The following is a 24,740-nucleotide window of genomic DNA, read 5'->3' on the forward strand; positions in this document are numbered from 1 at the left end:
CTATTCTGGTTGCTTTCTTACGCTTAAATAACCAGAAAGGGTAGTTGTTTTTTTATATTCCGCAGAAGTGAAAATAATGTATCCCCGGATCGTCGTTTTCAATCCGCCCGGTATTCCTGTCGCTTACTACCAGAATTAGCGATTGACGCATTATTTTAACATGTTAAATTTTCTGAAATTTTTATCATGGATGAGCGCTGCGTGATTTTTAACGCGGTGGATAACTCTGTGTTCCTCTATCAGAATGCGTTTTGCTGGCTTATCTTTTCTTAAAATAAATGTATAAGCACGCGCCGAAACCATCCTCAACAAATTACCCCTGCGCCACGGGTAACTTTGCACATTAATAAAATAACGAACAGAACGGAATTGATTGATGAGTATCTCACGACACAACTTAACTCTGCGTAGCCTGCTGGTGCTGACAGTAATTATTGGGTTGAGTGGCTGCTCTGTACGTTACGATAAAAACGGCAAAATTCTGTTCAATCCCGATTTCGCGAGCGTGCTGGGGAACGAAGTGGGTCAGTTCACGCTGGCGGATGGTTCGACAGGCGCGTTAAGGGAACTTAACGGGCGCTATAGCCTGAAATGGAGCAATCTGATGATCGAGCGCCCACTGGAGGGTGTCAGCTGGGCGAGGATCATCAGTCAGTATCACATCGAGGGACATACGCTGCTGCTGATGAAAGTGGCGACGCCATCCTGCCCGGCGCAGTATCGTCTGGTCGATTTGCAAAACACCCGTTCCCAGGAGTGGGCGTTCACTGGCGTTTGCGATACAGGCCCGGAGATCACCCCCAGCGCGGACAAGCTGCAGCTGAATTTCACCACCGATAGTCGTGTTGAACAGTTCAACTGGCAGCATGGTGAGGTTTACCATCGTCGCCTGCCAGTTCAGAAAGAAAAAACGGTGCAGAGCGCCACCCGCGAGAAGACGCAAACCTCCCCTAAAGCCAAAACGCAGCCTGTGGCTAAGCCAGTAAAACGTTCGCCATCCACCCCGGCAGAGCCGCTTCCGCCTAAGGTCGCTCAGCCGACGCTGGATAACTCTCTGCCTACCGAAATCTATGCCCCGACAAAAACGCGCCAGACCAGCCTGGATCTTAAGTCATGACCGAACAGATTCAGGAAAAGCCATGGCCGCAGGACCGGATCAAGCGCTCCCCTCTCCCCGCCTGGCAGAACTGGCTGGTGACGGGCATTACCCTCACCTATCTCATCTGTGAGCTGGCCTTTAACTCGCGCCTGCTGGATCTGGTCGGCAGCGTGTCGACGGCCGAAGAAGTTCACAACATGGAACGTTACGGACGGACATTAACCGCCATCGCCGCGGCGCTGCTGGCGCTGCAGTTCTCACTCATGGGTCTTGTCCGGCTGAAGAAAAAAGGGGTCAGGCTGAGCGCAAGAGCCAGCACAGGCGCGGTCATGCTGATCTGCCTCCTCACCGGCACCCTGACCTGGCATGCCGTGGAGTGGGTGATTGAACGCCAGGTGTCAAAGAGCACCGGAGAGTTCCGCCAGATGTCGCTGCTGGCGCAGCTCTACCAGCATGCGTTGATTGAAGGGCAGCAGACGCTGCAGGGTATCCCGCTGGAGAGCACGGGCGGGCAGGTGCAGACCTGGACCAGCCCCTCGGGGAAAGCATTTCTGGCAACGCTCCCGATCCTGTTAAGTACCTCCGACCGCTACCGTAATTTACTGGAAAGCGGCATGGAGCAGAATTTACGTGACAACATCAGCGCGCAGGAAGGTGGCGTGCTTGGCTACTACAAAGCCTGGCAGCAGGCGCGCGAAGAGGTCTATAAACAGTTTCAGGCCTATTACAACGATGAAATGGATATCGGCGACACGGTGCGCCAGGAGCAGGACAGGGCCTGGCATCGCTATGAGCGCTCGTTAGAGGCGAAGCGGCTGAAAACCTGGAACGTACCACGCCGTTACTACGCCAGCGTGCGCAATCAGGTTCGCGGCCAGGGCGTGCCCGTCACCCGTGACTGGACGCCGTCGGATCGTGCCGGTTTTAACGCCGCCGTGGCGAAAGCCGCCAGACAGAAATATCTCGCCCAGCGGACCGTAGTCTATAAAGGCGTGACCATTCCTAAACGGCTCGACTGGGGCGTCTTTTTCCGCCTGGACGTCGTGCAAAACGCGTTACGCAAGAAGCTGGTGCTCCCGGCCGGAACCCTGGTACGTGAGGAGTACCCGCTAACCGATAAGTTAAAAAACTTCGCTCTTGAGCTGCACGCACCCCATCTTGACGAAGCGGTAAAGCAGCAGTTACCGGAACTGCGCGCGGCGGGATCAAGCTATCGCGCGGGCGGCGCAAATGAAAAGCTGGGTGAAGATGCAGCGCGTGCCGTCATTGTGCCGCCGGTTGCGCTGATCTTCTCTCTGGCGGGTGCCCTTACCCATCTGGCAAAACTGCTCTATCTGCTGCTGGTGCCCCTCACCGCGGCGATATTGACCCGGCGCGCCTCACGTCCCGTGCATTTTCTGAATCACCACCCGCTGGTACTCCCTGTGGCGTTGATTTCCGCCCTGCTGGTGACGTTCAGCCTCATCAATAACAACATCACTGAATCGCAGGCCTATCAGGACTTAAAAGACGGTTTAGCAGGCGTAAAGATTTCGATTACCGATGACCCCTTCCCGCTCAGCGGCGAGACGGTATTGCGTATTGTCCATGCCGTCAGCATAGGGCAAAGCTACAGCTATCCGCTCAATCAATACCTGCGAGAAAACGTGCTGCAGGGTTTTGATTTTGGCTATACCACGCGCGAAGAGTAATGCCCTGGGCAGAAACAGGACGCGCGTTTTAACGGATTTCGCATCACTACACGGCAATAAATAATCAGCATATATAAGGTAAAACATGAAAAAATTCATTTTTGTTGCACTTGCTATTCTTCCTCTCGCAAGCTGTACGGTATATGGCAACAAATCCATCAAAGAAGAGAGCCAGCAAACCGTGGCGTCTAAAATTATTAAAGGCAAAACCACGCAACAAGAGATCCTTAAAATGTATGGCGAGCCGCAAACCCGGGCGATGAATGATGGTAAAGAGACCTGGGGATACTCGGTGACCTCCGGAAAAAGCTCGATTACCACTTATATTCCGGTAGTTTCTATGTTTACGAATGGCGCGACGGCCAGCATTAAATCCATGGATATCTGGTTTAAAGGCAACGTGGTCGAGGGCTATAACTTCGTTCAGACCTCCAGCTCCGTGTCTAACGGCCTGCTGGACTAACATAACAACAAGGCCCGTTTTCACGGGCCTTATTGATTATCACGGTTTCTCCCCCGCAATCCTCCCCACCATCGCCCTTAGTTCTTCCCTTGAGAGCGGCTGTCTGTCGGTGACAAAGTGTAGCGTCATCCCTTCAATAAAGGCGTCCAGCGCCCGGGCGGTCACCGGATCGAACCACTGCTCCAGCGTGGTCTGGCTGGTTTTCATCCAGTCCTGCATCACGGTTTTTAACGGCGGGCTGCGGTTCATAAAGGCGTAGAGTTGGTACATCAGCTCCATGTTATGCGGCGTGGTCACTTCAGAGCTGTAGATCAGGGCGGTGATGGCGTCACAGGCCATTTCCGGCCCCGTCACGCCAGCAAAAAACGCGCGATACTGCACCGACATCTGCTGCGTAAACCAGGTGAAGGCCTCCTCAAGCAGCGCGTCCATCCCGGCAAAATAGTAGGTCATCGACCCCAGCGGCACCCCGGCGCAGCTGGCGATTTTACGATGGGTGACGGCGTTCAGGCCGTGTCCGGCAATGGTATCCAGCGTGGCCTGGAGGATCCTTTCCCGCCGTTGCGGATCGTTGGGTCGTCTGTTCATTTTTACCTCAGCGAATTTATGTACAAATGTACACAAACTTGCTAGTGTTGTCTCCTGTGTTGTCCCTCTGGTACAGAAACCATGACCGTCATCTCATCGCGCAAACTTTTGCAACGCCGCCTGTGGGCGCTGTTTATGTTCTTCTTTATTCCTGGCCTGCTTATGGCCTCCTGGGCCACTCGTACCCCCGCGATCCGCGATATTCTGTCCGTCTCTACGGCGGAAATGGGCATCGTGTTATTTGGCCTGTCGATAGGCTCGATGAGCGGTATTCTCTGCTCCGCCTGGCTGGTTAAGCGCTTCGGCACGCGGACTGTGATCCGCACCACCATGTGCTGCGCGATTACAGGTATGATGATGCTCAGCGTTGCGCTGTGGTTCGCCTCCCCGCTGGCCTTTGCCCTCGGGCTGACGGTCTTTGGCGCCAGCTTTGGCGCAGCGGAAGTGGCGATTAACGTCGAAGGCGCCACTATCGAGCGCGAAATGAACAAAACCGTGCTGCCGATGATGCACGGTTTTTACAGCCTCGGAACCCTGGCTGGCGCAGGCGTCGGCATGGCGCTTACCGCCTCCGGCATCGCCGCGAATCTGCATATTTTGCTGGCGGCGCTGGTCTGTATCGCCCCGGTCCTGCTGGGGATCACCGCCATCCCGGACGGCAACGGCAAAAACCCGAAAGGCGAGAGCAAAACGGGTGAGAAAGGGCTGCCGTTTTATCGCGATATGCAGCTCATGCTGATTGGCGTAGTGGTGCTGGCGATGGCGTTTGCCGAAGGGTCCGCCAACGACTGGCTGCCGCTGCTGATGGTGGACGGTCACGGGTTCAGCCCCACCTCCGGCTCGCTGATTTATGCCGGATTTACGCTTGGCATGACCCTGGGCCGCTTTACCGGCGGCTGGTTTATCGACCGCTACAGCCGCGTGACGGTGGTTCGCGCCAGCGCCCTGCTGGGTGGGCTGGGCATTGCGTTGATTATTTTTGTGGATATCGACTGGATTGCCGGCGTGTCGGTGATCCTCTGGGGGCTTGGCGCCTCCCTCGGCTTCCCGCTCACCATCTCGGCGGCCAGCGATACCGGCCCGGATGCGGCAACCCGTGTCAGCGTGGTGGCTACCACGGGCTATCTCGCCTTCCTGGTGGGCCCGCCGCTGCTGGGCTTCCTCGGCGAGCACTATGGCTTACGCAGCGCCATGATGGTGGTATTAGGATTAGTGATAATTGCCGCCCTGGTCGCCCGGGCGGTGGCCAAACCGGCGTCGCAGGCTGAATCTGTCATGGAGAATGGATATGAGCGTTAAAATGATTGCGGTTGATATGGATGGCACCTTCCTGAACGATGCGAAGGCGTACAATCGCGCGCGCTTCCTGCGCCAGTATGCGCAGATGAAGGAACAGGGCATCCGGTTTGTGGTCGCCAGCGGCAACCAGTATTACCAGCTGATCTCCTTTTTCCCGGAGATAGCCGACGAGATCGCCTTTGTCGCCGAAAACGGCGGCTGGGTGGTGAATGCCGGGGAAGACGTCTATAACGGCGAGCTGACCAAGGCGCAGTTTGCCACCGTGGCAGAGTTTCTCTGCTCCATTCCTGAAGTGGAAGTGATCGCCTGTGGCAAAGGCAGCGCCTATACCCTCAAACACTATGGCGAGGCGTTCCATGATATTGCGGCGAAGTATTATCACCGGCTGGAAAAGGTGGATAACTTCGACAACTTTAACGACATCTTCTTCAAGTTTGGACTGAATCTGCCGGATGCGGAGATCCCGCGGATTCAGGCGATGATCCACGAGAAACTGAGCGATATTATGGTGCCGGTCACCACCGGGTACGGCAATATCGATCTTATCCTGCCGGGGATCCACAAGGCCAACGGCCTGCGGCTGCTTCAGAAGCTGTGGAGCATTGAGGACAGCGAAGTGGTCGCCTTTGGCGACAGCGGAAACGACGTGGAGATGCTAAGCCAGGCGGGGTTTAGTTTTGCCATGGCCAACGCCCGGGATCACATTAAAGCGGTCGCCCGCTATGAAGCGCCGCACAATAACGAGGAAGGAGTGCTGGAGATTATTGACCGCATCCTGAACCGGGAAGCGCCGTTCCATTAAGCGGGGCAATGCCCGGCGACGCTTCGCTTGCACGGGCCTGCGGTTTTGTAGGCCGGGTAAGCGCAGCGCCACCCGGCAAATGCGGGCCCAATGCCTGCTTACTCCGGCTGCAACGAATTGCCCACCCGCTTGTCTTTCAGGAATACAAACATCAGCGCCAGCCACAGCAGGCCGTTTGCCAGGTTAAACAGGCTGAACAGGCCGTTACCGCCGCTGCTGAAGGCGTGTTTGCTCACCTCAATGCCCACGGTGAAGATCAGCATCTGTAACATGCCCATCGCCGCCGACACCGTGCCTTTACTCACCTCGCTGGCAAAGAGCGTGAGGCGCACCAGCCCGGCATTCGCCAGCCCAATACCAAACGCATAGATGCTCAACCCGGCGGTCATCCACAGATACGCGTGTGAAGACACCACCGTCGCCACCGCGGCCACCGCCAGGCCAGCCACAATCGGCCAGCCGCCCATAATAATCAGCGAGCGCACGGTACGACGTGAAGTCAGGCGAGCCAGCACGATATTCCCCACAATCAGCGCGCCAAAAATGGGCACCTGCAGCAGGCCATACTCGTAGCTGCTGAGGTTTTCGCCGCTGATGATGATCACCGGCGACTGGGCAATCCACGCCAGCAGCGGCAGGCAGACAAAACCGATCGCCAGCGCCCCGGCCACAAAGCGGCCATTTTTCAGCACTTCTTTGTAGTCGCGTCCCAGCTCCTGCATTGAGAGCTTCTCGCCGATACGGGTGGCCGTTTCAGGCATCGCGCGGTGCAGGCCGTAATAAGATATCGCGGCCAGCGCCGCAAACAGCACAAACATTCCTTCCCAGGGCGCAACATGCACCCAGGCCGCCCCCACCAGCGGACCCAGCAGCGGCGCAATCAAGGCCACGTTTGCCATCAGGGCGGTGATTTTGATGCACACCGCCTCCTCAAAGGACTCCTGGATGGCGGCATACCCGACCGCGCCAATAAAGCACAGGCTGATCCCCTGTAAAAAACGCAGCACCATAAATTGCTCGATGGTTTGCGCAAGCAGGGTCGCCAGACAGGTGACGATAAACCACGCCACCCCGGTGAGCATCACCGGACGACGGCCAATACGGTCAGACAGCGGCCCCAGCAGCCACTGCAAGAACATCCCCCCTGCCAGGTAGGCGGTCATGGAGGTGGGCACCCACTCGATCCCGGCGTTGTACTGCTCCACCACCGCCAGCATGCTTGGCTGGATCATATCGTTACCGATATAGGTGGAGAATTCGTAAAGCACCAGGCACAGGGGGAACAGCAACGCCTGACGCCCCAGGCGAGTGCCAGAAGAAGAACGGTTTAACATGGAGTCTCAATATCCGATAAAAAATCGCGCAGAGTGTAATGAAATGGCCGCGTCAGAGATAGCAGATTAACGCAGCAGTTCAGAAATAACGCACAAATCGCCGTCGTTTAAGGTTTCCTTAAGTTGGCATCCGTATGCTTGGGCTTTTACAGTCATTGATCCTAATTATGACACAGATTTCGTCCGCTTCAGAATTGTCTAAGTTAAAGAGTTCTAAGACAAAACCGCTTTACCCTTTGCCGGTCCGTTTTTATGGTTATCAGTTCATTGTGCTGCTGATTCTGGCCGTGGTTTTTACCTGGCTGGCGCGGGATGAAACGCTCGACAGGCTGCTGACGGGCTACTGGTTTGATGCGGCGAGCCAGCGCTTTCCCCTGCAGCAGAACCTGCTGTTGGATCTGCTTAATCATCGTCTGGCGAAATACCTGACCATTGCCCTGGCAGCCGGAACCCTGCTTTACGGCCTGTACCGGCGTAACGCCCAATGGGTGACGGGAGCGTTACTGATGGGCCTGGGAACGGCGGTGGTGGGGATACTGAAGGCCGTCAGCCATCACAGCTGCCCCTGGGATCTGGTGGAGTACGGCGGCAAAGCGCTGTCGTATCCCCTGTTTGATGCCTCCCCTGCCGGCAGTGGCCCTGGCCGCTGTTTTCCGGGCGGGCATTCCTCAAGCGGCTTTATGGTAATGGGGCTGTTCTTCGCCTTCTGGCGCGAGCGTCCGCGCCTGGCCTGGGGCCTGGTGGTAGCGGGTATCGTGCTCGGGCTGGTGATGGGCTATGGCCAGGTGATGCGGGGCGCACATTTCTTTTCCCATAACCTGTGGGCAGGCTGGTGGGTGTGGTTTTCACAGGTGGTGGCCTATGGCCTTGTTTCCGCCTGGTTTGCAAAAGAGTGACGAGGATATGTTAGAAAATCTGAACTACGGACTGTTTCATCTGATTAATGCCACACCTGCCACACCGGCGTGGAGCATCCAGCTGGCCACCTTTGTGGCAAAAGACCTGATAACCATCGTCCCGGCGCTGATTGCGATCCTCTGGCTATGGGGGCCGCGCCGGCAGGTGGGCGCCCAGCGTCAGCTGGTGATTAAGATCGCCATAGCGCTGGTGATTAGCCTGGCGGCGTCGTGGCTGCTGGGTCATCTGTTCCCTCACGATCGCCCCTTTGTCGATCGTATCGGCTACAACTTCCTGCATCACGCCGCCGACGACTCTTTCCCGAGCGATCACGGTACCGTCATTTTCACCTTTGCCCTGGCGTTCCTGTTCTGGCATCGCGTCTGGTCGGGGATGGTATTGATGATAGTAGCCTGCGCTGTCGCCTGGTCCCGCGTCTTCCTTGGCGTGCACTGGCCGATGGACATGCTGGGCGGCCTGATGGTCGGCATGCTGGGCTGCCTGAGTGCGCAGATCCTGTGGAATCTTTGCGGTCACGTTATTTATCAACGGCTCTCACAGCTGCACCGGATCTGCTTTGCCCTGCCGATCCGCAAAGGCTGGATACGTGACTAAGTCGGGTTTAGCGAGTTAAACTTGAGCCCCCGGCGTAGCGGGGGTTCATTTATGGCTCCGAGGACCTATGGAAACACGACGTGACGAACGGCTGGCTCAACTGATTAATGCGCTTAAGCGCAGCGATAAATTGCACCTGAAAGAGGCCGCCGCGCTGCTGGGTGTCTCCGAGATGACCATTCGTCGGGATCTCAACAGTGAAAGTGGCCCCGTGGTGCTGCTTGGCGGCTATATCGTCCTTGAACCCCGCAGCGCCAGCCACTATCTGTTAAGCGATCAGAAAACCCGCCTGGTGGAAGAGAAGCGCAAAGCGGCACGTCTGGCCGCCTCGCTGGTGCAGCCCCATCAGACGCTGTTTTTTGATTGCGGCACCACCACACCGTGGATTATCGAAGCCATTGATAACGATCTGCCGTTTACCGGGGTCTGCTACTCCCTGAACACCTTTCTCGCCCTGCAGGAAAAACCCGCGTGTCGGGTGATCCTCTGCGGCGGCGAGTTCCACGCCAGCAATGCCATTTTCAAACCGCTTAATCTGCAGGACACGCTCAGTAATCTGTGTCCGGATATCGCCTTTTACTCCGCGGCGGGCGTCCATGTTCGTCAGGGCGCGACCTGCTTCAATCTGGACGAGCTGCCGGTAAAACAATGGGCGATGAGTATGGCCCAGTACCATGTGCTGGTGGTGGATCACAGTAAGATAGGCAAAGTGCGCCCGGCGCGGATGGGCGAGCTGACCCGCTTTGACGCGATCGTGAGCGACTGCCGTCCGGATGAGGAAATGGTGGCCTACGCGAAGGCGCAGCAGATAAAGTTGATGTACTGAGTGCGGCTTATTGCCCGGCGGCGCTGCGCTGGCGCGGACCCACGCTAGCGGGCCGTTTGTTAACCGGATGGCCGACGGGCCGTTCGTAGGCCGGGTAAGGCGAAGCCGCCACCCGGCGATGTTCGGGTCTTTCTTTTTCGCCCTCTTCCAGAGAGCGCACATCAGATCCCGCTGCCACTTGTGCGCAGGTTCACGATGCAAACGTTCGTGCCAGAGCATATTCATCTTAAAGCCCGGAATATCTACCGGCGGTGCGAAGTATTGTAGCTGTGGATTATCTCTGACCAACCGCAGCGGCAGCATCCCGACCAGATCGGTTGTGGCAATGGTTAAAACTGCAAACATAAAATGTGGCACCGACAGCACCACTTTTCTGCTTAACCCCATCTCTGACAGCGCAATATCGATGTTTCCCCAAAAACCGCCGCCATCCGGGTGCCGGTTGCTTCTCGACGTAAATTTTTCAGCGTCTTGGGCACTGGCGATCGTTGGCCTGATAACGATAATGGGGATCAGGACGTTAATTCCGGTTATGCCCGCTCTCCGTGATACTCATCCTGGACGCGAGTTTGCCGTCTTAAACCGGCACCAGGTAGGGGTATCCGCCCTCCTGAGCGTGCTCTCCTTCGGTGGCGTGATCGGTGGAATTACCTATATTGCCTTTACCTTAACGCAGGTTTCGGATTTCACCGCACAGATGGTGCCATGGCTGTTGGCGCTGTCTGGCGCAGGCACCGTCGTGGGAAATATCTACGGTGGCAAAGCGGCGGATAAATCACTCAACAAAACGCTCGGTACCCTGCTGATACTTCTCAGCGTGGTGATGGCCGCGTTCGCTCTGTCGGCCCAGAGCCAGATTATGACCGTGATCCTGCTGCTGCTGACAGGAACGCCCCGGGGCTGCAACTGCGCATGATGAAGTATGCCAGCGATGCGCCAACTGTCGACTCAGGCATCAATATAGCCGCGTTTAATATTGGTAATGCCCCTGGCGCCTGGCCTGGCGGTATGGCCCTGGATAAAGGTTACGGCTTTGTCTCACCGCTGTGGGCAGGGGCGTTGCTGAGCTTGCTGGCGTTTATGGTTGTCATTGCAGACAGCGTCAACCGCGGGCTGAAACTCCATCAGGTAAAAAGAGGGTAAACATGAAAACGGCAACCCAGGGTTGCCGTTTTGCTTTTAATTATTTAAACCAGTCCCCAAACCACTCGTGGAATTTCATCAGCACATAATCCCACATCCGGCCAAAGAAACCGCCCTCTTCCACCGCTTCCATCACCACCAGCGGACGCTGTTCAATGGATTTACCGTTCAGCTGAAAGTCGATGGTGCCAACCACCTGGCCTTTTTTCAGCGGTGCGGTCAGCTGTTTGTCGGTCAGGGTGTAGCTGGCTTTGAGGTTTTTCAGCTGGCCGCGCGGAATAGTGACTGAGCCGCTTTCACCGGCGCCGAGACTGACCTCGCTCTTGTCGCCAAACCAGACGCGCTGGCTGACAAAGGTTGCATCCGGCTTGATCGGGGTGACGGTTTCGAAGAAGCGGAAGCCCCACGTCAGCAGTTTTTCCGACTCGTTAAAGCGGATGCGGTCGGTTTTGGCGCCCAGCACCACCGAGATCAAACGCATATCGCCCTGGGTGGCCGACGCAACAAGGTTGTATCCTGCCCCTGCCGTGGTCCCGGTCTTCATCCCGTCGACGTTAACGTTGCTGCTCCAGAGCAGGCGGTTACGGTTCGGCTGGCGGATCTTGTTGAAGGTGAACTCTTTCTCTTTATGGATCGCATACTCTTCCGGCACGTCACGAATCAGCGCTTTTCCGAGCAACGCCATATCGCGAGCGGTACTGAACTGGCCCGGTGCATCCAGACCGTGAACGGTTTTAAACGTCGTGTTGGTCAGGCCCAGTCTTTGAGCATAACCATTCATCAAACCAATAAATGAATCCTGACTGCCGGCTACATAATCGGCCAGCGCGATACAGGCGTCATTACCCGACTGAATAATAACCCCCTTATTCAGGTCGGAAACCGCAACCTGATCGCCGGGCTTAAGGAACATTACCGAGGAACCGCGCAGCGCCGGGTTGCCGGTCGCCCAGGCATCTTTGCCGATGGTCACCATGTCGGTGAGCTTGATTTTGCCCGCTTTCAGCGCCTGCCCTACCACGTAGCTGGTCATGATTTTAGTCAGGCTTGCAGGGTCGAGTTTCTCGTCCGCATTGCCTTCGGCCAGCACTTTGCCGCTGGCATAGTCCATCAATATCCAGGCGCGCGCATCAACCGGCGGAGCCTCGGGGGCCGCCTGTTCCGCTGCGTACAGCGAAGGTGCAAAAAGGACCAGTAGCGCAGAACCCGCCACCAGACCGCGTAAAGAAGAAGTTTTTCGCATCATGTTGCCACCCGAATGTCCATTCCAAAAATCACGTCACACTACCGTGCCGTAAGAAGCGATGAGTAATAACGTACTAAAGACTTAAAAAAAACCCAATCCTGGTAAAGTTTTTAAAGTTTAAGCAATAACAACCCGATACGCTTTGACCGCATCGATTTTTTTCGCCTCTGTTGCGTATTTGTTGGGTTTATCTCACCATGTGAAGCCAGACACGCGGATGTCATCTTGATATCGGCTTTAATTATAAGGGGTTATTATGATTACGCTGTGGGGCAGGAATAATTCGACCAACGTCAAAAAAGTGCTCTGGACGCTGGAAGAGCTCGATTTACCCTTTAACCAGATCATGGCAGGGCTGGAGTATGGGGTGAATAAAGACGCGGAGTATCTGGCGATGAACCCCAATGGCCTGGTCCCGCTGCTGCGCGATGACGAAACCGACCTGACGCTGTGGGAATCCAACGCCATTGTGCGCTACCTCGCGGCGCAGTACGGCCAGAACCGGCTGTGGATCGATGCCCCCGCGAAGCGTGCGGTCGGCGAAAAATGGATGGACTGGGCGAACCAGACGCTGTCGCCTGCTCACCGGGTGATCCTGATGGGGCTGGTGAGAACCCCGGCAGCCGAGCGTAACTACCCGGCCATCAATGCCGCAAAAGAGAGCTGCGAATCCCTGCTCGCCATGCTGGATGAGGCGCTTGCGACGCAGCCGTGGCTGTCGGGGGACGACTTTGGTGTAGGCGACATCGCCGTCGCGCCTTTTGTCTGGAACCTCACCAATGTTGGCCTGGAATGGGCGCCGCGCCCGCATCTGACGCGCTGGCTGGCTAACCTGAGCGAGCGCCCTGCCTACCGCAACGTGGTGATGATCCCGGTGACCTGAGTTATGTCCCGGACGGGCTGACTTTTAACAGCTGCCCGTCCGATTCATCGGTCAGCACGTATAAATAGCCATCCGGCCCGACCCGCACATCGCGAACCCGCTGGTTGCGATCCCCCAGAATTCGCCCCTCTTCCGTTACGCGATCGCCATTGACGTTCAGCACGATCACGTCCTTGTCTTTCAGCGCGCCGATAAACAGTTTGTTCTTCCACTGCGGGAAGACATCGCTGTTATAGAAGGCCATCCCGCTGATGGCCGGAGATTCTTTCCAGACAAACAGCGGCGGCTCGGTGCCTTCCGCATGTTCCCCTTTAGCCTCCGGGATCGGCAATCCGCTGTAATTGATACCGTGGGTTGCCAGCGGCCAGCCGTAGTTTTTGCCTTTTTCCGGGATGTTGATTTCGTCCCCGCCGCGCGGGCCGTGCTCATTGAGCCACAGCGTGTCGCTCCACGGGTTCATCGCCAGTCCCTGCGGGTTGCGGATGCCGTAGGACCAGATTTCCGGTCGCGCGTCTTTACGGTTCACAAACGGGTTGTCGCCCGGGACTGCTCCCCGATCGGTCAGGCGCACCACCTTGCCCTGCAGCTTGTCCAGATCCTGGGCGGTGGGCCGCTGGTTATTCTCGCCGAGCGCGATATAGAGATAGCCTTTACCGTCGAACACCAGCCGGCCACCAAAGTGGTTGCCGGTAGAGAGTTTTGGCTGCTGGCGGAAGATCACCTTAAAGGCCTCCAGCCGCGTATTGTCGTCACTCAGACGACCATATCCTACCGCCGTGCCCGCTTTCCCGTCTTCCCCCGCTTCGGCATAGCTCAGCCAGACCCGGCGCGAGGTGGCGAAGTCGGGGGCCAGTGCTACGTCGAGCAACCCGCCCTGGCCGTTAGCCCAGACCTTCGGCACGCCGACAATGGGATCGGAGAGCCCTTTGCCCGCCTGCCAGCGCTTAAGCTGTCCGCCTTTCAGGGTGATCAACATCCCCTGATTTTCCGGCAGAAACGCCAGCGCCCAGGGGTGATCGAGTTTATTCTGCAGAACCGCAACCTTTACCTCGGCGGGTGCCGCACACAGCGAGGCGGATATCAGCAACAATGGCAGGGAAATAAGCGAAGATCGACGCATAACGCACTCCTTTTCGACGTATGCCTTAAAGGTAGACACTCAGCGCAGGGGCATTATTACTTTTACAAAAACTTAAGCAGTTGGGGGAGTTGCCTCCCCCGGGGTCAGCTCTGAATCAGCGGTGCATGCGATTTCAGATACTGGATGCAGAGAGTTAAATCGTTCAGACAGTTTTCCAGCTTCTCTGCGTTAACGGCGATAAATGTCGGGCAATCATGGTTGCCGGTCATCATGCAGACGCCTGCGGTGGTGAGCGAACCGGCGGCGCGATAAAGCATAGCCTGCTCCCCGGCGCTGCACCAGGCTCTCAGTTCCGGCGCTTTTTCACGCATGTAAGTACAAAGTTCAAAGAAGTTATCACGCAGATGGTCGCTTTCGCTGACTGACATGTACCCCTTCGCTTTCCTCAACTGCAGATAGGCCGCGAGATCGATCCGGGCGTTGATCATCTTGTTAAGAAGATCGCGTTTTAGTCTGTCAACGGACATGCTTTTTCCTCCCTTGTCAGCCTTAGAACACTCTCAGATTATGTCTATTTTTTGCGCAATTTAATGCGTCAGGTCAATAATTCGCGACGAACTAACATAATTTACAATGTTAAATCGGCCCGGACGGGCAGCCCCGAAGCGGCACAGGGCTCCACCAGCGCTAAAATCATACTTATCCCTCACTGCGCACCTGACGGAGTCGGCTATTTTTCACAGGGTCATGCTGTTGATACAGAGGGCGTATGCAAAGGATGCCGGTGTCAGAAAAGATCGTCTCGTTAACCCGGATCGACCTGAATCTGCTGACCCTCTTTTGCTTAATTTACAGCGTCGGCAGTATCTCAAAGGTGGCCGATATGCTGGACATTTCCCCCTCCGCTGTCAGCCAGTCGCTGAGAAAACTGCGCGAGCAGATGGGCGATAACCTGTTTGTCCGCAGCGGCAACATGCTGCTGCCCACGGTCTATGCAGATGAGCTGTACGATAATATCCTGCCGATTATCGATAAGCTCTCCACCCTGCTGCCGCTCTCATCCCGCATTAAAAAGAGAAGGCTGACGCTGTATACCGAATCCTTCGTCTCACCGCTGGTGATCCCGGAGCTGACGCAAAAAATCGTTAACATGAATTCTGATATCAGCCTGCTGCACCGCACCGCCGAACTTAACGAAGCCAAAATTACCGAACTGTTGAATATGCGGCAGGCGGATGTGGTGTTTTCCACCTTTTCTGTTGAGAGCAGTAATATTTCTTGCCAGAAGATGTGTGATATGACGCTGGTGTTGATTGCTGCAAAAGATAATCCTCTGTTTGGGGATACAGTAACGGAAGAGAGGTTCAGGGAAGCCAATCTGGTCGGCTATAACACCAAAAACGAAAAGATTATTTATCATCGCAGTATCGTTGATAAAAAATTTCGCTCCAGTGAGCGCTGCCTGCTGACCACCTCTTTCGCGTCCATTCTGCTGATTGTTTCGCAATCTGACTGTCTGGGCATTATCCCGGAAAAAGTTTTTTCGACCTATGCCGGGATGTACAACCTGAAAAAACTGGACACGCCCTTCACGCTACCGCAATTCAGTATTTACTCTTCTTTCAGAAAGGAAATGAATAAACTTCTTTATTCTCTGCTGGACGATTTTTTAATGAATAAACCGACCTGACTTTGAGAATAGTAAGCCGGCGTTAATACTGTTTAACGATGTGCTTAGCGAATTCGCTGTCATCGGCAATGTTCAAATCAGTGACAAGTTTTGACGGGGTCAGGCCTGTGGCAACGGAAATACAGGATAATTCGACACCGTAGGTGTGCAGGGTTTTTGCCATTTCTATTTTAGATTGCAGATAAATATCTTTCATAACGTACCTCATTTAAGTAATCGACGGGGTGAAAGATAAATTATCTGTTTAACCTGGCCAATAAGGCCCCCTTAAAGCCGGGATAAGAAAATCTTAGCCGTTCCCTGCGCAGCACAGGGATCTGTATAAATCCCCTCAAGAACCCTGTACAATCCCTGCCCTGATAACTCCATAACTGACTACTTTTTAATCTATGAGCAATGTTACCCACCAGCCGAAAATCGGCTTCGTCTCACTGGGCTGCCCGAATGATAAAAATCCGAACCAAAAAAAATATTTTAAATTAACAGGTACTTAACTACGTCCTGCATCAGCAAATGCTGCCCCGATATACCTCTCTCAATATCAGTACGAACATCTTAACCACGCCATCAAGTCTTACAGACAGCAACCCTATGCCGAACGCTGCTGGTACTAAAGCTGACATGAAATAGTTGTATACGATCAGATATACAAACATGTAATCCCCACCTGGCCAACCAGCGGTTTGCTTCCGGCTTACCTTTGGTTTTGCGCACGTCAGCGGCATCGTCTTGCTCAGTCAGGTCAATATATCCATTTGCTTTTGAGCAATCAAAGGCTGCTGCATACGCAGTTGTACCCTAAATAGTCATGACGTCCTGATAACAAGGCTTCATTTCATTAGGCTGGAAGGTGGCAGTATTGTAATTATGTGGTACGTGAATGATAAAAAATCACATACGTAAAAAAGAACTCGCTACCTAAAATACGCAGGCTTGCCCCTTCCGGGAATACTTTTAATTTTTTCTGCAGTTCTCTATATGCGTCTTAACTGAATTAAACGCGTCCGGGAGGTAATATTTCTAGCGTTGTTTATGAAGTGGTAGAGGCTGTTCCAGGATGCATTCTAAATAGTAATTTCGAACTGCCGTAATTTCTTCTCTGTAAAATTCATGGTTAACACCAGAATATAATTCCTCTACTGTTTGCCAGTACTGAACATTCATAAAATCTTGTATGACAGTCAGTAAAAGACAACATGCTCTACCCAATTCTGTTGCTGTTGTTTCCGATCCTTTCTCAAAATTTGAAATTAGTTCTAATGCATTGTGTGTTAATTTGATGCTTTCATCATCAGACAATGCTTCAAAGGCGAGTGTGTCGTCTGCGATATTTTGTACAATCCTCATATAATTCCCGGTCTTATTGTTTTAACTTCGGGTAGTCTGGATCTTCTTATCCTTCCCTGCAATACTGTATATATAAACAGTTATATCAGGACGGGTAATAAGTTGTTTTCCAAAATGAACACAGACAGTACTGGCCGTGCCAGATATAACAACTCTTCAGACGAACTAATGCTGAAACTTTTAACCGCGGAGCATCTTAATGAAAACTGGAAAATCCGTTAACAGGACTTAAAATGCGCTGGTGATAATGGCCATACTTATACAGCACTGCCACAGCAATTTGATAGTACTGAACCGTCCCTGGCACCTCATACTGATTCAGTACTTGATGAGGATCACAGTTTATCATCACGAAGAAGCATTTTTTTAATGCATCCCCCCATTATTAGGAGGTTAGGAATATCTGTACGGTGCAGTACTATGTATCTTCACATTTTGCTGCACAAATGGATCATTTCATTTAGTTGTCCATGCATACATACAAAGATTGCTAATGATTTTGCACTTCTAAAAATGATGGAATAGAAATGAATCGGTTAAAGTTAACGCTTTTGTTATCTACCTTTGCATTTTCCGCTGCCTATGCGGAATGCACAGGTAATTACTGGCACAGCACATGCAAATACGATAATGGCAACATAATAACTATTTCCAGAAACGGAGATATTACAGAACTCAAGGGGCATAACATAAAAAGCGGGGCTCAATGGGAAGAACGAACAAGAGTATGGGGGGATGATGTCATCACCAAGGGCACGGCAGCGAATGGTGCCCGGTGGCGTGAAACAAAACATAATAAGGGTAACGGTGAATATGTGGTTTCGGGTGTAGATGCCAATGGTAATCTATACCGAAAAGAATGTGATGCTTCGGGTTGTAATGTCTTGTATTAAAGTACTCAGTTCCCTACAAGTACTGAACCATAGCAGCAAATCCCAAACGGTTCAGTACTGGTATGGAATAGCATCGTATCAAGTAAGTTTTAGTATTGTACCGTTCTATTGCTAACAGCTACCTTACAAAATGACTCTTACGCATTAAGTCCAACAATTCTCTGTTTGAGGTAAATTACTTTTTATTTTCTACTTCTTTGAACATCGGCGTTCCTTATTTTATATTTTTTACGGGCAAAAATCCTGCAGGAATGGGAATTAATTTTGTTTACAATCACTGTTTCAATGATTAAGTTGATAACGATCCTTATTTTATTCCGCACCTCATGAAAAGTGTCCTGTGTTACTGACTATTGAACTAATGTCAGAAAATAAATTTAGTGCGATCCCCCTTCGTTTTACTCTCTTCAGGGCTTCGGCTAAAGAGCATTATTGAATCCAACATTGCCATTGGGTTTCGTTAACACTCCGCAAGATATATACGCGTTTATCTATCGCTACAATAACGCTATCCATAACTACTGAGATGAAATCAGCTAATTTACCTTCACTCGGTTTCTTACCGCGATAAGTCGAAACACCGGGATCGATGATCTCTACGAGTTCTAAACCCTTCTCGCCTTCTCACATGCAACCTCATGTGTACTGGACATCTGGCATTCCAGAGTGTTTGAGTTCGCCTGTCTCTCTGACGACCATCGGATATATGAATACAATTTAGTCATGTGTATAATCCCCGCCTTTCTTGAGCAATGTACTGTATAAAATTATGGCAAAGATTGGATTTATATCATTGGGCTGCCCGAAAAACCTGGTGGATTCCGAACGTATCCTGACCGAACTTCGCACCGAAGGCTATGACGTGGTGCCAAGCTACGACAACGCCGATATGGTGATCGTTAACACCTGCGGCTTTATCGATAGCGCCGTACAGGAGTCTCTGGAAGCCATCGGTGAAGCCCTTACCGAAAACGGCAAGGTGATTGTCACCGGTTGTCTGGGCGCCAAAGTCGATCAAATCCGCGAAGTGCATCCAAAGGTGCTGGAAATCACCGGTCCGCACAGCTACGAGCAGGTGCTGGAACATGTGCATCACTATGTACCAAAACCAAAGCACAACCCGTTCCTGAGCCTGGTGCCGGAACAGGGCGTGAAGCTGACCCCGCGTCACTACGCGTACTTAAAAATTTCTGAAGGCTGCAACCATCGCTGCACCTTCTGCATTATCCCGTCCATGCGTGGCGATCTGGTCAGCCGTCCGATTGGCGAAGTGCTGGCCGAAGCCAAACGTCTGGCGGATGCTGGCGTAAAAGAGCTGCTGGTGATCTCTCAGGACACCTCCGCCTATGGCGTGGACGTGAAGCACCGCTCCGGCTTCCACAACGGTGAGCCGGTGAAAACCAGCATGGTCGGCCTGTGCGAACAGCTCGCTAAGCTGGGCATCTGGACCCGTCTTCACTATGTCTACCCGTACCCGCACGTGGATGACGTGATCCCGCTGATGGCGGAAGGCAAAATCCTGCCCTACCTGGATATCCCGCTGCAGCACGCCAGCCCGCGTATTCTGAAGCTGATGAAACGCCCTGGCTCCGTTGACCGCCAGCTGGCGCGCATTAAGCAGTGGCGTGAAATCTGCCCGGATCTGACCCTGCGCTCCACCTTTATTGTTGGCTTCCCGGGTGAAACCGAAGAAGATTTCCAGATGCTGCTCGACTTCCTGAAAGAAGCGCGTCTGGATCGCGTCGGCTGCTTTAAGTACAGCCCGGTAGAAGGCGCCACCGCCAACGAGCTGGCCGATCAGGTACCAGAAGAGGTGAAAGAAGAGCGCTGGAACCGCTTCATGCAGCTGCAACAGCAGATCTCTGCTGAACGTCTGCAGGAGAAAGTGGGCCGCGAAATTCTGGTCATCATCGACGAAGTGGATGAAGAAGGCGCGATTGGCCGCAGCATGGCCGATGCCCCGGAAATCGACGGCGCGGTCTACCTGAACGGTGAAACGAAGGTGAAACCGGGTGATATCGTGCGCGTGAAGGTCGAGAACGCTGACGAGTATGACCTGTGGGGTACGCGAGTTTAATCAGCCCTGTGCATAGCGCCTGATGGCGCTGCGCTTATCAGGCCGACTAAGGGGACATATGTCCCCTTTTTTATTGGCTTACCCCCTGAACTGACACGCTTTTCAGCGCATATCTGACTCATCTCCTTCCTCCTCTTATCTTCTCGTTTCGTTACATACCTGCCACACCTCATCTGTGAGTCACCTCTTATTTACATCATTTAAACCTTCCATTAACTGGATAAAAAGAACGCGTCACCGCTATAGTGGTTTTGTTTGATAAAACCATGTTGTACACAGTACAACAAAAGAGAAGCGGCAGTCCGGCAGGTAAGTCGGTAAACAAGAAGGGCCGCTTACTTTGCTTAGAATTTCCTGATAAACATAATGAAACCCTGCGAGGAAATAATGACAGAGCACACTCGTAACCCCGTTACGGCCACTGAAGCTATAGAAAGAGAGACCATGCGCAAGGTTATCTGGCGCATCCTCCCGTTTCTGATCGTCAGCTACCTGGTCTCGATTATCGATCGTGGAAACATTGGCATGGCCTCGCTACAGATGAACGAAGATCTCGGCCTCAGCAAAGCCGCGTTTGGCTTCGCCAGCAGCCTTTACTTTGTTGCCTATTTCCTGTTTGAAGTACCGAGCAACCTGGCAATGCAGAAGGTCGGCGCGCGTCTGTGGATCCCGCGCATTATGATCAGCTGGGGCGTGGTGTCGATGTGCATGTCGCTGGTTGAGAGCACCACGTCACTCTATATCGTGCGTTTTCTGCTCGGCGCAGCAGAGGCAGGATTTTTCCCGGGCGTGGTGCTGTATCTCACCTGGTGGATCCCGTCCCGCTACCGGGCACGGATCATCGCCTCGTTTATGGTGGCGATCCCGCTGGCCAACTTTATCGGTTCTCCCCTTTCCGGCCTGATCCTGACGCTGGATGGCTGGATGGGTCTGCGCGGCTGGCATCTGCTGTTCATCATTGAAGGCTTACCGGCCGTACTGCTGGGCATTGTGGCCTGGTTTATTCTCCGCGACCGTCCGCATCAGGCCAGCTGGCTGAACAGTGAACAAAAAGAGTGGCTGGAATCTACCCTGGAAAGTGAACGTCAGCAGTCAAAAAATATCGGCCACCAGACGACCTGGCAACTGCTGAAACACCGTCACATCTGGTTGATGGCGCTGATCTATACCGGCGCGTCCTCGGCGGGTACCACCATTAGCGTCTGGTCACCGCAGCTTCTGAAGTCGTTCCACCTCGATAACTTGACCACCGGTCTGCTCAACGCCATCCCGTACGGCCTGGCCTCGGTGCTGATGATCGTGTGGGGACGCAGTTCGGACCGCAGCAACGAGCGTCGCTGGCATACCGCCCTGACCCTGTTCCTGATTGCAGCAGGCGTGTTCGCGGCGTTTGTGAGCATCTCTCTGCCGGTAACTATTGCAATCCTCAGCGTGATGCTGATTGGGGCTTACTCGATGAAAGGTCCATTCTGGGCTCTGGCGTCGGGCTGGATGAACAGCACTTCGGCAGCCGCGGGGCTTGCCGCCATCGGGGCCATTGCTAACCTGATTGGCGGTGTGGTGATGGTGAACGCTTACGGCATCATCAATGAACGCACCGGCAGCCATACGCTGGCGATGCTTCCACTGGCAGGTCTGTGTATTGCGGGGGGTATTGCGGTACTGATGATGGGACGTCAGGCTCGTCGTCACGTAAGCCAGGAAAACCAGCTGACCCATTAAGATGACCACGCGGGACTGCGGCCCGCATGCAGGCATCAGCTCTCCAGCTCTTCTGTTTCGCCGTAGAACTCAATGCAAAATGGCTTGCTGGCTCCCATCTTCAGTGAAAGACGGCTGGCGGTGGCTTTCATCAGCTGGCTTACTCCTCGATCGCGACGATCTTCGGTCAGCCTTGACGACGGCCCGGTCAGGGCCAGGACAGCAATAAGTTTGTCATGCACGCCAAACACCGGCATCGCAAAGGCGGAAGTGTGGGGATCGCGTGCCCCTGAGGTGTAGAGCGGCACCGGTGGCTCACCTTCCGGCAAGGCTTCATTCAGCCCCCAGTGGCGGAGCACCTTGCTGATGGCGGAGTTATCCAGCGGGAACTGGGAGCCCGGCAGATTGCTGTGGCGCAGCCCGTGAGAGGCTTCGGCACGAAACAGACAAAGACGCTGCCCGCCTTCCAGCACATACCAGCTTGCGCTCTCCTCTGACGCCAGGGACAAGGCCTGTAACTCAGGCTGCACTATGCGAGAGAGGTGGAACGACTGCTCGTAAAGCTTACCCAGATAAAGCAGACGCGGACCCAGGGCATAGTTGCCATCATCATGTCTGACGACGTAATTCATGCGCTCCAGAGAGTTCATCAACCGGTAAACGGTGGTTTTATGATATCCCGACAACTGTGCCAGCGCGGTCAGCGTCAGGCTTTCGTCTCCGGGACGGAAGCAATCCAGTAGAGCCAGTGCCTTTTCAACCGCCACAACGCCTTCATTACCCATCATTTTCTCCTGTTCTGGTCGGCAAAGAGTGTACCGCAAATTTTGTGAGTCACTTCGTGTTTACATCACAAACGCCAATGTAGCTCTGGCTAAAAGCGAATTAACCCCGCTATAGTTGTTTCGTATTGTACACCTGCGTTGTACACAGTAAAACAATATGGAGGCATTCATGTCCGCTACAGAGAAACCAATGATCAATCGCGAGTTCGATCGTGTGTCCGAAGAAGAGGTCCGCCAGGCCGCAGAGTATCAGGCCGCCATCCTTGCAGACGTTGCCGGGCGCCGTGGAACGTTGCACGGCCGTATCAAACCCCTTGCACCGCAGATGGCCGTTGCTGGCCCGGCCATTACCGTGGAAGTACGCCCCGGTGACAATCTGGCGATTCATGCTGCGATGGCGGTTGCCCAACCCGGTGATGTGCTAGTGGTGGATGGCAAGGGCGATATCAGCTGCGCCTTGCTGGGTGAAATCATGGCGACCCAGGCCCAGGCCAGCGGTATTGCCGGGATCATCATTGACGGTGCCGTGCGTGATGCCGACACCCTGAGTAAGGGAAACTACCCCGTGTTTTCCGCAGGCCTTAACCCGTGCGGCCCCACCAAATCGATCCCGGGCCGGGTGAACCATGCCATATCCGTTGCCGGTGCGACCGTGCGCCCTGGGGATCTGGTGGTGGCAGATATCGACGGGGTAGTGGTTATTCCACGCGATGAAGTGCAGCAGGTTATCGCCCAGGCCAAAGAGAAACTGGAGACCGAAACCCGGCGCCTTGAGGCCATCCGCAAAGGCGATCTGCGCCCACGCTGGCTGAATGACGCCCTGCGCAAAGCAGGAATGTTAACCGACGGGGAGACGCTGTAATGGGGGGTAAAAGCGTGATTCTGGTAACCGGAAGCGATCTGGCTGAGCAGGCCGTCGCGATGCTGCGCGACTATGATGTGGTCTATGCCGGTCGCCAGCCTACGGAAGCGCAGCTGATAGCGCTTTGCGAGCAGCACAACCCTGCGGCAATACTGGTGCGTTACGGCAAGATCACGGCCAGTATTATGGACGCAGCACCGGGGTTGATGGTCATCTCCAAGCATGGCAGCGGCATTGACGTCATCGATCAAGCGGCAGCGGCTGAGCGGAATATCGCCGTCTGTTCTGCGCCCGGTGCCAACGCCGCCGCAGTGGCGGAACACACCTGGGCCATGATCCTCGCCTGCGCCAAGTCTGTTGTCTCCCTCGATAAGCGTCTGCGTGACGGGCACTGGGATAAATCCACACATAAATCTCTGGAGCTGGAAGGTCTGACCCTGGGCCTGATTGGCCTGGGGGCGATTGGATCCCGGGTCGCTACGGTGGGTAGTGCGTTCGGTATGCGCGTGCTGGCCTACGATCCCTTTGCTAAATCCTTGCCGTCTTCCTGCGAGCGCGCAGAGACGCTGAATGACCTGCTGTCCAGGGCGGACGTTATCTCCCTGCACTGCCCTTTAACCGCGGACAATCGCGGTATGATTAACCCGGAAACGCTCGCCCGCTGTAAGCGAGGCGCTATTCTGGTTAATACCGCGCGGGGCGGTTTGATTGATGATAGCGCCCTGATTCACGCCCTTGACGAGGGGATCCTGCGAAGCGCCGCGCTGGACAGCTTTACGGTCGAGCCGCTGGCGTCACCCCATATCTGGCAAGGGAGAGAAGATGTGATTATTTCTCCTCATATTGGCGGCGTGAGTGAAGCTTCGTATATCAAAATGGGGACCGTCGCGGCCGGGAATATTTTGCAGGTTTTAAACACAAGCCGTTAAATTTTCGCTATCGAGCCTAAACCTGGATGATTATTACATCGTAATCCGGTAGCGAACATAATCATCCACCACCGCCAGCTTGTCGTATAACGCCCGGGCCGGATTGCCCTCCCGGGTGACCCAATAAACTTTTGACCAGCCCTTCTCCCGGGCCTCATTAATAATGGCCTCAATCAGCGCCCTGCCCGCACCCTTGCCGCGCGCCGCGTCATCCACAAACAGATCTTCCAGATAGCACAGCGGCGTGGTTACCCAGGTTCCTTCATGCAGCACGCAGATGGCAAAGCCCACCACGCCCTGTTCGGTTTCGGCAAGTCGGCAAAACAGACCGGAATCTGCCGATAATACCCGCCGCCAGGTCGCCAGCGTCACCGTCTCCTCCAGCCTGGTGCCGTAAAAATCCAGATAGCCTTGCCACAGTGTTAACCATGCAGCGTAATCTTCCGCTTTCGCTTCACGTACCTTAACCATCGTTTATTCCTTGATGTG

27 protein-coding genes are annotated in these 24,740 nt (G+C 54.2%); 17 read left to right on the plus strand and 10 right to left on the minus strand.

The features are described from left to right. Positions 1-376 precede the first annotated feature (376 nt). From MXM41_RS09575 to MXM41_RS09585, 3 genes are all read left to right on the plus strand, one after another. Positions 377-1,117, plus strand: coding sequence for a hypothetical protein (locus MXM41_RS09575; protein ID WP_325931551.1), 741 nt, complete (start codon positions 377-379; stop codon positions 1,115-1,117). Further along, the gene (locus MXM41_RS09580) at positions 1,114-2,790 is read left to right on the plus strand and encodes a hypothetical protein (RefSeq protein ID WP_325931552.1); all 1,677 of its coding nucleotides are present in this window, start codon (positions 1,114-1,116) and stop codon (positions 2,788-2,790) included. The genes MXM41_RS09575 and MXM41_RS09580 overlap by 4 nt, the downstream gene beginning before the upstream one ends. An 85-nt stretch (positions 2,791-2,875) precedes the next feature. Then, complete coding sequence (locus MXM41_RS09585; protein ID WP_325931553.1) at positions 2,876-3,253, plus strand: hypothetical protein; 378 nt, start codon at positions 2,876-2,878, stop codon at positions 3,251-3,253. A gap of 39 nt (positions 3,254-3,292) precedes the next feature. Here the strand turns inward: MXM41_RS09585 and MXM41_RS09590 are convergent, their stop codons facing one another. Beyond that, a complete protein-coding gene (locus MXM41_RS09590; RefSeq protein WP_325931555.1) occupies positions 3,293-3,841 on the minus strand; it encodes a TetR/AcrR family transcriptional regulator in 549 nt (182 codons plus the stop codon). Between the two features lie 81 nt (positions 3,842-3,922). Between MXM41_RS09590 and MXM41_RS09595 the strand changes: the two genes are divergently transcribed. Together MXM41_RS09595 and MXM41_RS09600 are read left to right on the plus strand one after the other, a co-directional pair. Further along, positions 3,923-5,140: an MFS transporter gene (locus MXM41_RS09595; protein WP_325931557.1), complete on the plus strand. Its 1,218-nt coding sequence runs from the start codon at positions 3,923-3,925 to the stop codon at positions 5,138-5,140. Further along, the gene (locus tag MXM41_RS09600; protein WP_325931558.1) at positions 5,130-5,942 is read left to right on the plus strand and encodes a Cof-type HAD-IIB family hydrolase; all 813 of its coding nucleotides are present in this window, start codon (positions 5,130-5,132) and stop codon (positions 5,940-5,942) included. Before MXM41_RS09595 ends, MXM41_RS09600 begins: the two co-directional genes overlap by 11 nt. Positions 5,943-6,040: 98 nt before the next feature. Here MXM41_RS09600 and MXM41_RS09605 read toward each other — a convergent pair whose 3' ends face one another. After that, positions 6,041-7,276 (minus strand): MFS transporter, encoded by a 1,236-nt coding sequence (locus MXM41_RS09605; protein ID WP_325931559.1) that lies wholly within the window; start codon positions 7,274-7,276, stop codon positions 6,041-6,043. 167 nt (positions 7,277-7,443) lie between these two features. Between MXM41_RS09605 and MXM41_RS09610 the strand changes: the two genes are divergently transcribed. From MXM41_RS09610 to deoR, 3 genes are all read left to right on the plus strand, one after another. Next, positions 7,444-8,172 (plus strand): phosphatase PAP2 family protein, encoded by a 729-nt coding sequence (locus MXM41_RS09610; RefSeq protein ID WP_325931560.1) that lies wholly within the window; start codon positions 7,444-7,446, stop codon positions 8,170-8,172. A gap of 7 nt (positions 8,173-8,179) precedes the next feature. Beyond that, positions 8,180-8,788 carry an undecaprenyl-diphosphate phosphatase gene (gene ybjG / locus MXM41_RS09615; protein WP_325931562.1) on the plus strand — a complete coding sequence of 203 codons (609 nt, stop codon included), beginning with the start codon at positions 8,180-8,182 and terminating at the stop codon, positions 8,786-8,788. Positions 8,789-8,855: 67 nt separating this feature from the next. Next, positions 8,856-9,614 (plus strand): DNA-binding transcriptional repressor DeoR, encoded by a 759-nt coding sequence (gene deoR / locus MXM41_RS09620; protein ID WP_325931564.1) that lies wholly within the window; start codon positions 8,856-8,858, stop codon positions 9,612-9,614. Between the two features lie 7 nt (positions 9,615-9,621). Here deoR and MXM41_RS09625 read toward each other — a convergent pair whose 3' ends face one another. Continuing rightward, positions 9,622-9,792, minus strand: coding sequence for a hypothetical protein (locus MXM41_RS09625; RefSeq protein WP_325931565.1), 171 nt, complete (start codon positions 9,790-9,792; stop codon positions 9,622-9,624). Positions 9,793-10,146: 354 nt separating this feature from the next. On the opposite strand from MXM41_RS09625, the gene MXM41_RS09630 reads away from it, so the two are divergent. Both MXM41_RS09630 and MXM41_RS09635 read left to right on the plus strand, forming a co-directional pair. Beyond that, a complete protein-coding gene (locus MXM41_RS09630; RefSeq protein ID WP_325931568.1) occupies positions 10,147-10,530 on the plus strand; it encodes a hypothetical protein in 384 nt (127 codons plus the stop codon). Continuing rightward, on the plus strand, positions 10,527-10,757 hold the full coding sequence (locus MXM41_RS09635) for a hypothetical protein (protein ID WP_325931569.1): 231 nt from the start codon (positions 10,527-10,529) through the stop codon (positions 10,755-10,757). The genes MXM41_RS09630 and MXM41_RS09635 overlap by 4 nt, the downstream gene beginning before the upstream one ends. Positions 10,758-10,797: 40 nt before the next feature. On the opposite strand, the gene dacC is transcribed toward MXM41_RS09635, so the two are convergent. Further along, on the minus strand, positions 10,798-12,003 hold the full coding sequence (gene dacC / locus MXM41_RS09640) for a serine-type D-Ala-D-Ala carboxypeptidase (protein ID WP_325931570.1): 1,206 nt from the start codon (positions 12,001-12,003) through the stop codon (positions 10,798-10,800). A gap of 256 nt (positions 12,004-12,259) precedes the next feature. On the opposite strand from dacC, the gene MXM41_RS09645 reads away from it, so the two are divergent. Next, on the plus strand, positions 12,260-12,886 hold the full coding sequence (locus MXM41_RS09645; protein ID WP_325931571.1) for a glutathione S-transferase family protein: 627 nt from the start codon (positions 12,260-12,262) through the stop codon (positions 12,884-12,886). A gap of 1 nt (position 12,887) precedes the next feature. Here the strand turns inward: MXM41_RS09645 and MXM41_RS09650 are convergent, their stop codons facing one another. Further along, positions 12,888-14,006, minus strand: a complete 1,119-nt coding sequence (locus MXM41_RS09650; protein WP_325931573.1) for a PQQ-dependent sugar dehydrogenase — start codon at positions 14,004-14,006, stop codon at positions 12,888-12,890. A gap of 104 nt (positions 14,007-14,110) precedes the next feature. Beyond that, positions 14,111-14,494 (minus strand): biofilm formation regulator BssR, encoded by a 384-nt coding sequence (gene bssR / locus MXM41_RS09655; RefSeq protein WP_325931576.1) that lies wholly within the window; start codon positions 14,492-14,494, stop codon positions 14,111-14,113. Between the two features lie 251 nt (positions 14,495-14,745). On the opposite strand from bssR, the gene MXM41_RS09660 reads away from it, so the two are divergent. Continuing rightward, on the plus strand, positions 14,746-15,657 hold the full coding sequence (locus MXM41_RS09660) for a LysR family transcriptional regulator (RefSeq protein ID WP_325931913.1): 912 nt from the start codon (positions 14,746-14,748) through the stop codon (positions 15,655-15,657). 22 nt (positions 15,658-15,679) lie between these two features. Here the strand turns inward: MXM41_RS09660 and MXM41_RS09665 are convergent, their stop codons facing one another. Next, positions 15,680-15,853, minus strand: a complete 174-nt coding sequence (locus MXM41_RS09665) for a glycine cleavage system protein T (RefSeq protein ID WP_325931577.1) — start codon at positions 15,851-15,853, stop codon at positions 15,680-15,682. An 824-nt stretch (positions 15,854-16,677) separates the two neighbouring features. After that, the gene (locus tag MXM41_RS09670; RefSeq protein ID WP_325931578.1) at positions 16,678-17,004 is read right to left on the minus strand and encodes a hypothetical protein; all 327 of its coding nucleotides are present in this window, start codon (positions 17,002-17,004) and stop codon (positions 16,678-16,680) included. Positions 17,005-17,531: 527 nt separating this feature from the next. On the opposite strand from MXM41_RS09670, the gene MXM41_RS09675 reads away from it, so the two are divergent. From MXM41_RS09675 to MXM41_RS09685, 3 genes are all read left to right on the plus strand, one after another. After that, positions 17,532-17,897, plus strand: coding sequence for a hypothetical protein (locus MXM41_RS09675; RefSeq protein WP_325931579.1), 366 nt, complete (start codon positions 17,532-17,534; stop codon positions 17,895-17,897). Between the two features lie 769 nt (positions 17,898-18,666). Beyond that, positions 18,667-19,974 carry a 30S ribosomal protein S12 methylthiotransferase RimO gene (rimO, locus tag MXM41_RS09680; protein ID WP_418936775.1) on the plus strand — a complete coding sequence of 436 codons (1,308 nt, stop codon included), beginning with the start codon at positions 18,667-18,669 and terminating at the stop codon, positions 19,972-19,974. 387 nt (positions 19,975-20,361) lie between these two features. Beyond that, entirely contained in the window at positions 20,362-21,696 is a 1,335-nt protein-coding gene (locus tag MXM41_RS09685; RefSeq protein WP_325931581.1) for an MFS transporter, read from the plus strand. 35 nt (positions 21,697-21,731) lie between these two features. Here the strand turns inward: MXM41_RS09685 and MXM41_RS09690 are convergent, their stop codons facing one another. Continuing rightward, positions 21,732-22,460 carry an IclR family transcriptional regulator gene (locus MXM41_RS09690; protein ID WP_325931914.1) on the minus strand — a complete coding sequence of 243 codons (729 nt, stop codon included), beginning with the start codon at positions 22,458-22,460 and terminating at the stop codon, positions 21,732-21,734. 169 nt (positions 22,461-22,629) lie between these two features. Between MXM41_RS09690 and MXM41_RS09695 the strand changes: the two genes are divergently transcribed. Beyond that, positions 22,630-23,322 carry an RraA family protein gene (locus MXM41_RS09695; RefSeq protein WP_325931582.1) on the plus strand — a complete coding sequence of 231 codons (693 nt, stop codon included), beginning with the start codon at positions 22,630-22,632 and terminating at the stop codon, positions 23,320-23,322. Continuing rightward, positions 23,322-24,251 (plus strand): NAD(P)-dependent oxidoreductase, encoded by a 930-nt coding sequence (locus MXM41_RS09700; RefSeq protein ID WP_325931583.1) that lies wholly within the window; start codon positions 23,322-23,324, stop codon positions 24,249-24,251. The genes MXM41_RS09695 and MXM41_RS09700 overlap by 1 nt, the downstream gene beginning before the upstream one ends. 33 nt (positions 24,252-24,284) lie before the next feature. Here the strand turns inward: MXM41_RS09700 and MXM41_RS09705 are convergent, their stop codons facing one another. After that, positions 24,285-24,722, minus strand: a complete 438-nt coding sequence (locus MXM41_RS09705) for a GNAT family N-acetyltransferase (RefSeq protein ID WP_325931584.1) — start codon at positions 24,720-24,722, stop codon at positions 24,285-24,287. Positions 24,723-24,740 lie beyond the last annotated feature (18 nt).

Source organism: Leclercia adecarboxylata (genome assembly GCF_035787115.1).
Classification (GTDB): Bacteria; Pseudomonadota; Gammaproteobacteria; order Enterobacterales; family Enterobacteriaceae; genus Enterobacter; species Enterobacter adecarboxylatus_E.

Excerpts from the sequence above, each read along its gene's own strand:
- MXM41_RS09575 (WP_325931551.1), top strand. The coding sequence starts at position 377 with ATGAGTATCTCACGACACAACTTAACTCTGCGTAGCCTGCTGGTGCTG.
- MXM41_RS09590 (WP_325931555.1), bottom strand. The coding sequence starts at position 3,841 with ATGAACAGACGACCCAACGATCCGCAACGGCGGGAAAGGATCCTCCAG.
- MXM41_RS09670 (WP_325931578.1), bottom strand. The coding sequence starts at position 17,004 with ATGAGGATTGTACAAAATATCGCAGACGACACACTCGCCTTTGAAGCA.
- MXM41_RS09685 (WP_325931581.1), top strand. The coding sequence starts at position 20,362 with ATGACAGAGCACACTCGTAACCCCGTTACGGCCACTGAAGCTATAGAA.
- MXM41_RS09645 (WP_325931571.1), top strand. The coding sequence starts at position 12,260 with ATGATTACGCTGTGGGGCAGGAATAATTCGACCAACGTCAAAAAAGTG.
- MXM41_RS09695 (WP_325931582.1), top strand. The coding sequence starts at position 22,630 with ATGTCCGCTACAGAGAAACCAATGATCAATCGCGAGTTCGATCGTGTG.
- MXM41_RS09705 (WP_325931584.1), bottom strand. The coding sequence starts at position 24,722 with ATGGTTAAGGTACGTGAAGCGAAAGCGGAAGATTACGCTGCATGGTTA.
- MXM41_RS09650 (WP_325931573.1), bottom strand. The coding sequence starts at position 14,006 with ATGCGTCGATCTTCGCTTATTTCCCTGCCATTGTTGCTGATATCCGCC.
- MXM41_RS09660 (WP_325931913.1), top strand. The coding sequence starts at position 14,746 with ATGCCGGTGTCAGAAAAGATCGTCTCGTTAACCCGGATCGACCTGAAT.
- deoR (WP_325931564.1), top strand. The coding sequence starts at position 8,856 with ATGGAAACACGACGTGACGAACGGCTGGCTCAACTGATTAATGCGCTT.
- MXM41_RS09605 (WP_325931559.1), bottom strand. The coding sequence starts at position 7,276 with ATGTTAAACCGTTCTTCTTCTGGCACTCGCCTGGGGCGTCAGGCGTTG.
- MXM41_RS09585 (WP_325931553.1), top strand. The coding sequence starts at position 2,876 with ATGAAAAAATTCATTTTTGTTGCACTTGCTATTCTTCCTCTCGCAAGC.
- bssR (WP_325931576.1), bottom strand. The coding sequence starts at position 14,494 with ATGTCCGTTGACAGACTAAAACGCGATCTTCTTAACAAGATGATCAAC.
- MXM41_RS09675 (WP_325931579.1), top strand. The coding sequence starts at position 17,532 with ATGAATCGGTTAAAGTTAACGCTTTTGTTATCTACCTTTGCATTTTCC.
- ybjG (WP_325931562.1), top strand. The coding sequence starts at position 8,180 with ATGTTAGAAAATCTGAACTACGGACTGTTTCATCTGATTAATGCCACA.
- rimO (WP_418936775.1), top strand. The coding sequence starts at position 18,667 with ATGGCAAAGATTGGATTTATATCATTGGGCTGCCCGAAAAACCTGGTG.
- MXM41_RS09600 (WP_325931558.1), top strand. The coding sequence starts at position 5,130 with ATGAGCGTTAAAATGATTGCGGTTGATATGGATGGCACCTTCCTGAAC.
- MXM41_RS09580 (WP_325931552.1), top strand. The coding sequence starts at position 1,114 with ATGACCGAACAGATTCAGGAAAAGCCATGGCCGCAGGACCGGATCAAG.
- dacC (WP_325931570.1), bottom strand. The coding sequence starts at position 12,003 with ATGATGCGAAAAACTTCTTCTTTACGCGGTCTGGTGGCGGGTTCTGCG.
- MXM41_RS09595 (WP_325931557.1), top strand. The coding sequence starts at position 3,923 with ATGACCGTCATCTCATCGCGCAAACTTTTGCAACGCCGCCTGTGGGCG.
- MXM41_RS09690 (WP_325931914.1), bottom strand. The coding sequence starts at position 22,460 with ATGGGTAATGAAGGCGTTGTGGCGGTTGAAAAGGCACTGGCTCTACTG.
- MXM41_RS09610 (WP_325931560.1), top strand. The coding sequence starts at position 7,444 with ATGACACAGATTTCGTCCGCTTCAGAATTGTCTAAGTTAAAGAGTTCT.
- MXM41_RS09635 (WP_325931569.1), top strand. The coding sequence starts at position 10,527 with ATGATGAAGTATGCCAGCGATGCGCCAACTGTCGACTCAGGCATCAAT.
- MXM41_RS09630 (WP_325931568.1), top strand. The coding sequence starts at position 10,147 with ATGCCCGCTCTCCGTGATACTCATCCTGGACGCGAGTTTGCCGTCTTA.
- MXM41_RS09700 (WP_325931583.1), top strand. The coding sequence starts at position 23,322 with ATGGGGGGTAAAAGCGTGATTCTGGTAACCGGAAGCGATCTGGCTGAG.
- MXM41_RS09665 (WP_325931577.1), bottom strand. The coding sequence starts at position 15,853 with ATGAAAGATATTTATCTGCAATCTAAAATAGAAATGGCAAAAACCCTG.